Origin of the sequence: Embleya sp. NPDC005575 (genome assembly GCF_040605455.1) — a bacterium.
Classification (GTDB): Bacteria; Actinomycetota; Actinomycetes; order Streptomycetales; family Streptomycetaceae; genus Embleya.
Map to the genome: position 1 here is coordinate 16814 of NZ_JBEXCV010000118.1, position 11523 is coordinate 28336.

11 protein-coding genes are annotated in these 11523 nt (G+C 73.1%); 3 read left to right on the forward strand and 8 right to left on the reverse strand.

The window, feature by feature from the left end; translation table 11 throughout:
- The first annotated feature begins 179 nt into the window (after positions 1-179).
- Complete coding sequence (locus tag ABZS54_RS30660) at positions 180-737, forward strand: hypothetical protein (RefSeq protein WP_355543264.1); 558 nt, start codon at positions 180-182, stop codon at positions 735-737.
- 268 nt (positions 738-1005) lie between these two features.
- Here ABZS54_RS30660 and recN read toward each other — a convergent pair whose 3' ends face one another.
- The 5 genes from recN to ABZS54_RS30685 form a co-directional block, all read right to left on the reverse strand.
- A complete protein-coding gene (recN, locus tag ABZS54_RS30665) occupies positions 1006-2736 on the reverse strand; it encodes a DNA repair protein RecN (protein ID WP_355543287.1) in 1731 nt (576 codons plus the stop codon).
- A gap of 135 nt (positions 2737-2871) precedes the next feature.
- Positions 2872-3759, reverse strand: a complete 888-nt coding sequence (locus ABZS54_RS30670) for an NAD kinase (protein WP_020549773.1) — start codon at positions 3757-3759, stop codon at positions 2872-2874.
- 73 nt (positions 3760-3832) lie between these two features.
- Positions 3833-4636, reverse strand: coding sequence for a TlyA family RNA methyltransferase (locus ABZS54_RS30675; RefSeq protein ID WP_355543267.1), 804 nt, complete (start codon positions 4634-4636; stop codon positions 3833-3835).
- Between the two features lie 102 nt (positions 4637-4738).
- Positions 4739-5005, reverse strand: a complete 267-nt coding sequence (locus ABZS54_RS30680) for a hypothetical protein (protein ID WP_355543270.1) — start codon at positions 5003-5005, stop codon at positions 4739-4741.
- Complete coding sequence (locus ABZS54_RS30685) at positions 5002-5679, reverse strand: histone (RefSeq protein WP_355543272.1); 678 nt, start codon at positions 5677-5679, stop codon at positions 5002-5004. Before ABZS54_RS30685 ends, ABZS54_RS30680 begins: the two co-directional genes overlap by 4 nt.
- 279 nt (positions 5680-5958) lie before the next feature.
- On the opposite strand from ABZS54_RS30685, the gene ABZS54_RS30690 reads away from it, so the two are divergent.
- Positions 5959-6300: an alkyl sulfatase C-terminal domain-containing protein gene (locus ABZS54_RS30690; protein WP_355543275.1), complete on the forward strand. Its 342-nt coding sequence runs from the start codon at positions 5959-5961 to the stop codon at positions 6298-6300.
- Between the two features lie 73 nt (positions 6301-6373).
- Here the strand turns inward: ABZS54_RS30690 and ABZS54_RS30695 are convergent, their stop codons facing one another.
- Together ABZS54_RS30695 and ABZS54_RS30700 are read right to left on the reverse strand one after the other, a co-directional pair.
- The gene (locus tag ABZS54_RS30695; RefSeq protein WP_355543290.1) at positions 6374-7342 is read right to left on the reverse strand and encodes an HAD-IIA family hydrolase; all 969 of its coding nucleotides are present in this window, start codon (positions 7340-7342) and stop codon (positions 6374-6376) included.
- A gap of 89 nt (positions 7343-7431) precedes the next feature.
- Positions 7432-7905, reverse strand: a complete 474-nt coding sequence (locus ABZS54_RS30700; RefSeq protein WP_355543278.1) for a tetratricopeptide repeat protein — start codon at positions 7903-7905, stop codon at positions 7432-7434.
- A 103-nt stretch (positions 7906-8008) separates the two neighbouring features.
- Here ABZS54_RS30700 and ABZS54_RS30705 point away from each other — a divergent pair, with 103 nt between their 5' ends.
- Positions 8009-9268, forward strand: a complete 1260-nt coding sequence (locus ABZS54_RS30705) for a DUF1015 domain-containing protein (protein WP_355543281.1) — start codon at positions 8009-8011, stop codon at positions 9266-9268.
- Positions 9269-9396: 128 nt separating this feature from the next.
- Here the strand turns inward: ABZS54_RS30705 and ABZS54_RS30710 are convergent, their stop codons facing one another.
- A complete protein-coding gene (locus tag ABZS54_RS30710; RefSeq protein ID WP_355543284.1) occupies positions 9397-10236 on the reverse strand; it encodes a hypothetical protein in 840 nt (279 codons plus the stop codon).
- Positions 10237-11523 lie beyond the last annotated feature (1287 nt).

Here is an 11523-nt window from a genome sequence, read left to right on the forward strand (position 1 = left end):
GACCTGCTACTGGGTCGAGCTCCTGCAACGCCACGACCTGGCCCCGGAAAACAACGGGTCCTGACCGCCACATCACTCCATCGGCTCGGCCCCCGCGCCGATCCGTCGAAACAGTTTCCCGACGGCGGGCAATCTCCGCTGTCATGCTGGGCGTTCCGGCTCGAACGACGGGAGCGTCGATGCGTGCGGAGGACGTGGGTGCGGTCGTGGTCGCGGTGGTGGTACCCGTACTGACCGCAGCCGTCGGGGCGTTCGCGGTCACCTGGCAGGACCGTCAGGCGAGCCGGTCACAAACCGGCCGTCGGCAACGGGCGTTCGAGGACGCGACCCGGCAGGTCGACTTCGCGGTGTTGTGGTGGGAGGCACGCCAACGCCTCCCCGGCAGCCCGGAGGAACTGGGCAGTGCGAGTCGCGTCGCCCAGCGCTGGCTCGACCAAGCGGGCGCACTCGTGGTCTCCGCCGGTCCCGGCACCGTCGATCCGCCGCGCCGGTTGTCCCCCGCCCGCCTCCTGCTCCTCTACCGGTTCCGCCACACCTCGGCCAAGTTCATCCGAGCCGGCTTCTTCGCGATGCTCGTCCTCATGGGCGTCACGAGCGTCGGCGTACTGAGCGTGGCCCTGTCCACCGGCACCGGCGCCGACCTCGGCTGGTCACTGACCTGGCTGCTGCTCTTCGCCCTGATCACCCTGTCCCTACGCTTCTGGGCCGTCTCGGCCGACGCCACCCGCCAACCCTGAACCCTTGACAGGGTCGCGAGGCCGGAGCAGGCCCCCTTGGCGCCTGTGGAACCCCAGCCTTCGTGTCGGACGCGACAGGTGGAGCGCGGGTACACGACCCAGTCAACCCAGACGTGGCCGAAGCAAACCAGCCGGAAACCCGCCACCCTCAAGGCCAGGTCGACGGGTGGGCCCGGTGGGCGCAACGATGGCCCACGCAACCCACCCGCTACCGCAACAAGCTCGCCCGAGCCCCGCAACCCGTCAGGGCCAAGCGGCCACAAGCATGTCAATCCTCGCGTTTCGCGCCCGCGGCCGTGGCCAGGAGTTCCTCCGCGTGTGCCCGGCCGAGTTCGGAGTCCTCCAGGCCGGCCAACATGCGGGAGAGTTCGCGAACGCGTGCCGCGTCGTCGAGGGTGACCACGCCGGAGCGGGTGACCGTGCCGTCGCTGGACTTCTCCACCACCAGGTGACGGTCGGCGAAGGCGGCGACCTGCGGGAGGTGGGTCACCACGATCACCTGGGCGACCCGCGCCAGGCGGGCCAGGCGGCGGCCCACCTCGACCGCGGCCTTGCCGCCGACGCCCTGGTCGACCTCGTCGAAGACGAACGTGGGGACCGGATCGGCGCCGGCGAAGACCACTTCGACCGCGAGCATCACGCGCGAGAGTTCACCGCCGGAGGCGCCCTTGGCCAGCGGGCGCGGCGGTGCGCCCGGGTGGGGGGACAGTTGCAGCTCGACCTCGTCCACGCCCATCGGCCCGTACGCCAGAACCCGATCGCCCACCGGCAGGCCGTCCGGGTCGTCCACGCCGGAGATCGCCACGCCAACGCGCGCGTACGGCATCGCCAGCGCGGTCAGCTCGCCGGTGACCGCCGCCGCGAAGCGCTCCGCCGCAGCGTGCCGGGCCGCCGAGACCTCGCCCGCCAGCGTCGCCAACTCGGCACGCAGCGCGTCCCGTTCGGCGGTCAGCTCCTCGGTGCGGTCCTCGTCGCCGTCCAACTCGGCCAACCGCGCGGTCGAGCGCTCGGCCCAGGCCAGCACCTCGTCGATCGACTCGCCGTACTTGCGGGTCAACGCGGTCAGCGCCGCCCGCCGCTCCTCCGCCGCCGCGAGCCGGACCGGGTCCGCGTCCACGCCGGCCGCGTAGGACGCGAGCTCGCCCGCCACGTCGGACACCAGATACCCGACCTCGCCGAGCCGATCCGCCAACGCCGCGAGCGCCGGGTCGTGTGCGCGCACCGCCTCCACCGCCCGGTGCGCGGCGCCCAGCAGCGTCGAGGCGTCCACCGCGTCCGTGCCGGTCTCCGGGTCGCCCAGCAGCGCCTCGTGCGCCGTGGTCGCCGCAGTGCGCAGTGCATCGGCATGGCCCAAGCGCAGGGTCTCCGCAGCGAGTTCGGCGTCCTCGCCCGGCTGCGGCACGACCTGCTCGATCTCGGTCAGGCCGAACCGCAACAGATCGGCCTCCTGCGCACGTTCGCGCGCCCGGGTGGTGATCTCGGTCAGTTCCGCGCTCACCTCGCGCAGCCGTCGGTAGACCCCGCCGTACGCCTTCAACGGCGCCGACACCGTTTCCCCGGCGTACCGGTCGAGCGCGCCGCGCTGCCGGGCCGGGCGCAGCAGCCGCTGCTGGTCGGTCTGGCCGTGCACCGCGATCAGGTCGTCGGCCAGGTCGGTCAGCAGCCCGATCGGCGCGGCCCGCCCGCCCACGTGCGCGCGCGAGCGGCCCTCGGCCGAGACGGTCCGCGCCAGCAGCAGTTCGCCGTCGTCCACCTCGGCGCCCGCCTCGGCCGCCCGACGCCCCGCGGGTGAGTCCGCCGGCACGCTGAGCCGACCCTCCACCAGGGCCTTTCCCGTCCCGTTGCGCACCAGCCCGGCATCGGCCCGCCCACCGAACAGCAAGCCGAGCCCGGTCACCACCATCGTCTTGCCGGCGCCGGTCTCGCCCGTGACCACGGTGAAGCCCGGCGCGAGCTCGACTACGGCGTCTTCGATGACACCCAGACCCTGTATCCGCATCTCTTCGAGCACGGGACGACACTACGAGGTCGTGGGGACTCCGCGCGAAGAACGCAGTTCAACGGCGTGTGTGCAAAGTGTGTTCAACACACCACCAGGCGGCGGTACCGCCGATCCGAGGTCGGCCGAACGGCCTCACTTGCGCCCGCGCCACCCCTTCACCGGCAACGCGAACTTGGCCACCAGCCGATCCGTGAACGGCGCCCGGTGCAGCCTCGCCAGCCGCACCGGCTGGGTCCCGCGCCGCACCTCCACCCGGGCGCCCGCGGGCAGCTGTACGGTCCGCCGCCCATCGCACCACAACGCACCGGGCGGCGTCTCCGCCGCGAGCTCGAGCGCGAGCACCGAATTCGGCGAGACCACCACCGGACGCGCGAACAGCGCGTGCGCGCTGATCGGCACCATGATCAGCGCCTCCACCTCGGGCCACACGATCGGCCCACCGCCGGAGAACGCGTACGCGGTCGAGCCGGTCGGCGTCGCGCACACCACCCCGTCGCAGCCCCAGCGGGACAACGGCCGCCCGTCCACCTCGGCGACCAGTTCGAGCATGCGCTCGCGCGAGGCCTTCTCGATCGCGGCCTCGTTCAGCGCCCAGTTGGTGTGCACGATCTCGCCGTTGACCCGGACCACCACGTCGAGCGTCATCCGCTCCTCGACGTCGTAGTCGCGCGTCACGACCCGCTCCACCACGTCGTTGAGGTCCTCGCGCTCGGCCTCGGCCAGGAAGCCGACCCGGCCCAGATTGACCCCGAGCATCGGCACGGCCGCATCGCGCACCAACTCCGCGCCGCGCAACAGTGTGCCGTCCCCGCCGAGCACGATCGCCAACTCGCAACCCTTGGCCGCGTCGGGCTCCACGGACACCACGACCGCACCCGGCAGGGCCAGGTCGTCCGCCTCGTGTTCGAGCACCCGCACGCCCAGACCCGCCGCGATCAGCCGCTCCACCACCAGCCGTGCGCTGCGCAGTGCCGCAGGTCGGCCGGTGTGCGTCACCACCAATACCGTGCGATCGCTCATGCCCGTATCCCCTCGTTCGCATCGCATCGACCGCAGCCGTACCCGTACGCCGTGACGCTATCGTGCACGCCGCTCACCGAGGCCCCTCGGCGACCGCCCGATCGACGTCCGCCGGGTCCAGCTCCGGTGCGCCGGCCCGCATCCACAGGAAGTACTCGACGTTGCCCGACGGCCCCGGCAGCGGCGACGCGGTCACTCCGAGCACGCCCAGGCCCACCTTCGCGGCCTGCTCCGCCACCATGCGCACCGCCTCGGCCCGCAGCGCCGGATCACGCACCACCCCGCCCGCGCCGAGCCGCTCGCGCCCGACCTCGAACTGCGGCTTGACCATCATCACCAGATCCGCGTCCGGCGCCGAACAGCGCACCAGCGCGGGCAGCACCAGCCCGAGCGAGATGAAGGACAGGTCACCCACCACGAGGTCGGCCGCCGGCCCCACTTGATCCGGCGTCAGCTCACGCACATTGGTCCGGTCCCGTACCGTCACCCGGTCGTCGCTGCGCAGCGCCCAGGCCAATTGCCCGTACCCGACGTCCACCGCGACCACGTGCGCCGCGCCCGCGCGCAACAGCACGTCGGTGAAGCCGCCGGTGGAGGCCCCCGCGTCGATGCAACGCCGCCCCTCGACGGTGAGGCCGAGCGGGGTGAACGCGGCGAGCGCGCCGGCGAGCTTGTGCCCACCGCGCGAGACGTAGTCCGGATCCCCCTCGTCGGCCGCGACCACCACGGCCGCCCCCGCGTCGACCTGGGTGGCGGCCTTGGTCGCGGTCTGGCCGCCCACCGTCACCCGCCCGGCCGCGATCAGTTCGCTCGCGTGGTCCCGGGAGCGAGCGAGTCCCCTGCGCACCAGCTCGGCGTCGAGCCTGCGTCGTGCCACCGGTCGTGCCTGCCGTTCCTTGGTTGTGCCGAAGTCGTCGACGAGGACCGCCACTCCCGCGCCCGGCGTGTGTGCGTCCCCGCCCGAATCTGTGGATCGGACCTACCGGTCCAGTTCCGCCAGGGTGTCCCGCAACCCTCGGTGCACATCCTCGTACACCGACCCGTGCGCCTCGGTGGGCAGGTCACCCACCCGGCTCAAAGTGGCGAGTACCGCGTCCACATGCGCGTCGCCGGAGGGCGCGGGCGGTTCGACGTCGAGCGGCCCGATCACCGCGACCGCCGAGGGCACGCCGCCCCCGTCGGGCGCACCGCCGCCCACGATCGGCGCCGGATCCGCGCTCGTGTCCGCGCCCGCGTCCTCGCTCACGACTGATCGTCCGCGTCGGCGGCCGGCGCAGCGGGCTTGCGGATCGCCTTCTTGGCCGGTGCCGCCTTCTTCGTGGCAGCGGTGCCGTTCGTCTTGCGCGCGGGCTTGCGCGGACCGGCCGCCGGGGTCGACGCCGCGTCGGACCGCGGCGCGGAGGTCTTCTTCGCGGCGGCCTTCTTCGCGGCCGGCGGCTTCTCGGCAGCGGCGGAGGGCTTCGCGACCGGCGCATCGGGCGACGTGGCAGGCGGCGTGGCCACCCGGGCCGCCGGCCCCGCACCGGACCCCGCACCCGACCCCGCCACCGGGCGCGGCGTGCGCGGCGTGGACGCGCGCGCCAACCGGTGCTCCAGGTCGGTCACCCGGCTCTTCAGCCGAGCGATCTCCTCCTCGGCCTTGATCAGGTCCTTGGCCCACGGCTTCGACCGGGACAGCGCCTTGTCCACCTCGCCGCGCACCACGCCCACGAGCAGGTCCCGGTTCGCCTTGCCGGTCTCGTACAACTCCTCGGCGACCTGCTGCACGTACTGCGGCAACGCCTGGGCCTGTTCGGGTACCTGCTCCAAGTCCAGGCCGCTGCGCTCGACCAGGGCCTTGGCCACCTCGGTGACCCGCTGCCTGGTCATCTCGGTCAAGCCACTGGCGATCTGAAGGTAACTGCGAACGACATCTCGCATAAACGGCACCTGCCTTCCTGCTCCGGCTGCCCGTATGCGTACTTGCGCGGCGATACGAACGGCGATGATCGGTCTGCTCCGACGCTACCCCCTCCACCGGCGCAGGACCGGAAGCAACGACATGCCATCCGCACGAACAACGGCACACCCCCGGCGCCGGCTGCGATCCACCGTCGACACCGACCCGGCCCGAACCCGCGAGGGGCGACCGGCGCCGGCATCGCCGGGCGCGCGGTGGGGTACGGTCGCCAACCGGATCCCACGGAAGGAACGCCGCGCATGGCCACCGTCGAAGAGTGCCGCAGGGCCCTTGAGGAACTGTCCGCCAAAATGGGCCGAGCCGAGGGCGACACCCGCAAGGCCGCCCAGCTCGACCGCAGCCTCAGCTGCCGCGTCACCGACCTCGACGTCACCTTCTCCGGGCAGCTGCGCGACGGTGCGCTGCACGACATCGACACCGAACCACGCACCGGCAAGGCGCAGATCCGACTCACCATGACCGGCGACGACCTGATCGCCCTGGTCGCCGGCGACCTCAACTTCGCCGCCGCGTGGGCCAAGGGCCGGGTCAAGCTGGAAGCCTCGTTCAAGGACCTGCTCGTGCTGCGCAAGCTGCTCTGACGAACCGCTCCGAACGCACTCCCCCGAGCGAACCGCCCCGACCCGGCCGGACCCGCCTGCGATACCCGCGCCGCTACCAGCCCAGGCGCGCCACGACGCCCGCGGTGTCCACCGGCCCATTCGCCGCCCACGCCGCCGCACACGCCGCCCGCAGCCCGTCGATCCGCTCGCCCGAGCCCTCCACCGCCAACGCACCCTCGGTCACCCACGCCGACCAGCCGCCGCACACCCACGCCTCACCCTCGTGCCGGGCCGTCACCGGCGCAACCAGCAACGCCCGCAGGTCCTCCGCCACGAACGTCGGCCGCTGCCCCGCACCGGCCTCGATCAGCGCCTGCGGCGTGGTCACCCCGGTAAGCACCAACAGGCTGTCCACACCCCCGTTGCACGCGCCCTCGATGTCGGTGTCCAGCCGATCCCCCACCACGAGCGGCCGACGCGCGCCGGTACGCAGGATCGTCTCCCGGTGCAGCGGCAACTCGGGCTTGCCCGCAACCACCGGCTCGGCCCCCGTCGCCGCCCGCACCACCCCCACGAGAGCACCGTTGCCCGGCGCGATCCCGCGCTCGGTCGGAATCGTCACATCCGCGTTCGAGGCCACCCAGAACACCCCGCGCGCCACCGCGTACGAAGCCTCCGTCAACGCCTGCCAGCCCACGTCGGCCGCGAACCCCTGCACCACCGCCGCCGGCTCCTCGTCCGCCGACCGCACCGGCCGCAGCCCGTGCTCACGCAACGCGACCTCCAGGCCCTCACCGCCGACCACCAGCACCGACGCGCCCTCGGGCACCCGCTCCGCGACCACCCGCGCCGCGGCCTGCGCCGAGGTCACCACGTCCTCCGGCTCCGCCGAGATGCCCAGCTCGACCAGATGCTCGGCCACCGCCTTGGGCGGACGCGACGCGTTGTTCGTGACGTACGCGAGCCCCATCCCCCGCCGGCGCGCCTCGCTCAGCACCTGCACCGCGTGCGGCACCGCCCGCGCACCGGTGTACACGACACCGTCGAGGTCGAGCAGCGCGACGTCATAGGCCCGCGCCAACTCCCCCGCATCCCCGGCCCCGTCCGAACCGCCCGTCGTCGCCCCCGATACCGATGCGGCTGCCGATGCGGCTGCCGAGGTCTGCTTGCTCACGCGTCGTCGCTCCTGTCGTCCATGTCCCCACCGTCCTTGCCGATCGTCCCGTACGCGCCCGCCCGTGCCCGCAACGTGGCCCGCGCCTGGACCAGCGCCGTCCGGTAGTGCTTGGTCTCCGGCCGCATCGCCACCGCGAGCGCCAGATGCTCCACCGCGGTCTCGAAGTCGCCGAGCCGCGAGGCGGACAATCCCCAGCCGAACTGCGCGTAGTCGTCCGCCGGATCCGACTCGGCCACCGCGCGAAAGTGCCGCAGAGCCTCGTCGTGTCTGCCCGAGTCGAACCACGCCCGCGCCAACGCCTCACGCACACTGCGCGACTCGGGCGCCGCATCCGCCGCCCGCGCCAACAACTGCGCGGCGGCGGCCGGATTACCCGACGCGAGCAACTGCACCCCGCGTCGATACCAGTCGTACACATCGCCCGTGGGCGCACCGTTGACCCCGTCGGCTCCCTGAGCCATCGCCATGATGCCCTCCCGCACCTCGACCACGCGCCGGTCACCAAAATCCGGCAACCGCCGACATCGGATGTCCTGATCTTGCCCGGGCTCGGGCCCGTAACATTCGGCCATGGACGACGCAGTGCCGAACGGGCTCGATCTGGCCCCTTTCCGCGGGCTTCGCTACGACCCGGAACGCGTCGGGGACGTCGCGTCGGTGACCTCGCCACCGTACGACGTGGTCGAGCCCGGCGGCGTGCCCGCGCTGGAGGACGCCGACCCGCACAACATCGTGCGGCTGGTCCTCCCGCGCAGCGCGGTACACGCGGGCAGCACCTTGCGCACCTGGCTGGCCGAGGGCGCGCTGCGCCCCGACCCGCTGCCCTCGTTGTACGTCTACGAACAGCGCGATCACAACTCGATCCAGCGCGGCCTGATCGGCGCACTCTCACTCGACTCCGGCGTCCTGCCGCACGAGGACGTGATGCCGGGCCCGGTCGCCGACCGCGCCGCGATCATGACCGAGCTGTCGGCCAACCCCGAGCCGATCCTGCTCGTGTACAAGGGCGGCGGACGGGCCTCGGACATAGTCGAACAGACCACCCACCAACCGCCGCTGGTCGGCCTGCGCACCCCGGACGGCATACGTCACCGGTTGTGGGGGATCACCGATCGGCACGCACTCGCCGGGATCCGCGAGGACCTCGCGCATCGCAAGGCGCTGATCGCCGACGGGCACCACCGGTGGGCCGCCTACGCCAGGATGCGCGAGCGCGCCCACGCGGACGGTCGCGGCGACGGCCCCTGGGACCGCGGCCTGGTCCTGCTCGTGGACACCGTGCGACACCCGCTGCGGGTCGGCGCGATCCACCGCGTACTACCCAAGCTACGCCCGGCCGACGCGCTGAACGCCCTGGCCACCTACGGCGACGCGGGCGCCGGCGCGTTCCTGGCCCGTCCCCTCGACGGCACCCTGCCCGCCGCCCTGTGGGCCCTGGACCAGGCCGTCGGCCCGGCCTTCCTGCTCGCCGGCGACCGCCGTTTCCACCTGCTCACCGGCCCCGACCCGGACCTGCTCGACATCACGATCCGCGCCGACCGCCCGCGCACCTGGCGCTGCCTGGACGCCACCGTCCTGCACGCGGCCCTACTCGACCACGTCTGGCACGTCCCCGACAACTGGGACAACATCACCTACGTCCACGACGCGGCCGCCGCCGTCCGCCAGGCCAATCACACCGGCGGCACCGCGATCCTGCTGCGCCCCACCGACGAACGGGTGGTCCGCGAACTGGCCGAGCAGGACGTCCGCATGCCCCGAAAGTCCACATCCTTCGGCCCGAAGCCGGCCACGGGACTGGTACTGCGGAGCCTGGACCTACAGGAGTAGAGCGAGCAGGGGACCGACGCCGAGTCCGTACGGCTGCCTCCCACCGCCGAAACGCAGGAAGGGCCCGACACGAATGTGTCGGGCCCTTCCCACATCAGCTCACCGCCACCGACCTCGGTGGCGCCGGATCAGTCCTTCGCGTCGGCAACGGGCTCGGCCTTGGTGTCGGCCTCATCCGCTTCCGCGTCTGCGTCTGCGTCCGCGGCGTCGACAGCCTCGGGCACGTCGTCGTCCCCGCCCTCCTCGCCGTCGAAGTCCTCGTCCTCGTCCTCGTCGTCTTCCGCGTCCTCGTCGAGCGCGTCGGTGAAGTCGAGGCCATCGAGCTCGGCGACCCGCTCGGCCGCACCGGTCTCACCGGTGGTGTCCGCCTCGGCGGCCCGACCGAACCAGTCGCGCGCCTCGTCGTCCCGGCCCACGGCCGCCAACGCGTCGGCATAGGCGAACCGCAGTCGCGCCACCCACGGATTGGTCGACGCCGAGTTCAGCTCCGGCACCTGCAACGTGACCACGGCCGCGTCGAGCTGGTCCAGGTCGCGACGCGCACCGGCCGCGACGATCCGCAGCTCGATCTGCGCGGCCTTGTCCAGCTCCTTGACCTCGTCGGCACCCGCCATCTGCAGCGCCCGCTCCGGACGACCCAGCCCGCGCTCGCAGTCGGCCATCACGGCCCAGTGCTCGCTCGAACCGGTCATCCGTCGCGCCGCACGCAGCTCGGACAGCGCCTCCGCATACGCACCGGCCATGTACGCCGCGATCCCGGCCGCCTCCCGCACCGCGGCGACGCGCGACGCGAGCCGCAGCGCGACCTTGGCGTACTTGTAGGCCAGCTCCGGGTCCTCGTCGACCGTACGACCGATCATCACCAGGTTGCGCGCGACCTCGTCCGCGAGGGTCTTGGGCAGCCCACGCAGCTCCTGGCGCGCTTCCGCACCGAGCTCCTCGGCCTGCACGTCCTCGGGGATGAACATCCGCTCGACCGGCACGTAACCGGGCTCGTCCCGACGATCGAACGCGGGCCGCGAGCCACCGCGGTCGTCACGGTTGCCATACGACGGACGGCTGTGGCCCCGGTCCCGGTCCCCGAACGAGGGACGCCCGCCGCGGTCGTCGCGGTTGAACGCGGGCCGCGAGCCACCGCGGTCGGCACGGTCGCCGTACGACGGACGCGAGCCACCACGATCTTCGCGAGCGGGCCGGTCGGAACGCTCCGGACGATCCGACCGGAACGGCGGACGGGAGCCACCGCGGTCGTCGCGAGCGGGCCGGTCGTCGCGAGCGGGCCGGTCGGAACGGTACGGCGCACGCGAGCCGCCACCGGAACGGTCGTCCCGATTGAACGCGGGCCGCGAACCACCGCGGTCGTCCCGGTTGAACGACGGACGCCCGGCACCACCGCGGTCGTCACGACCACCACTCGCCGGACGACCCGCACCCCGGTCGTCCCGACGCGGCGCCGGACGTCGCTCGTGGAACGGCTGCCGCGCGCCGGGCTGACCGTTGTAGGTCGGCCGGCTGCTGGCGCCGTCCCGATGGTCACGGTCCCCGAATTCCCGCTCGTCGCGAGCGGGCCGGTCGGAGCGCTCGGGCCGATCGGAACGGTACGGCGCACGCGAGCCACCGGCTCCGCCACGGTCGTCCCGGTTGAACGACGGACGCCCGGCACCACCGCGGTCGTCACGCGCCGGCCGGTCCCCACGATCCGAACGCAACGGCAGACGCCCACCGCCGCCACCACGATCGTCGCGGTTGCCGTACGAGGGACGCGAGCCACCGCGGTCGTCGCGAGCGGGCCGGTCGGAGCGCTCGGGCCGGTCGGAACGGTACGGCGCACGCGAGCCGCCACCGGAACGGTCGTCCCGATTGAACGGCGGACGACGATCCCCACCGCGCTCCTCGCGGAACCCGGGACGATCGTCGCGACCGGCTGGAGGCCGACGATCCCCACCGCGGTCGTCCCGGTTGAACGACGGACGCGAGCCACCGCGGTCGTCGCGGTTGCCGTACGACGGGCGACCGCCACGGTCGTCACGGTTGAAGGGAGGACGCGAGTCGCGGTCCTCACGGCTCGGCCGCGAGATCGCGTGGTCGCCACGTGCCCCATAGGAGGTACGCGACTGGCCGCGGTCACGCTCGGGACCATCCGCCCGGAAGGCCGGACGGGAGCCACCGCGGTCGTCGCGAGCGGGCCGGTCGTCGCGAGCGGGCCGGTCGGAACGGTACGGCGCACGCGAGCCGCCACCGGAACGGTCGTCCCG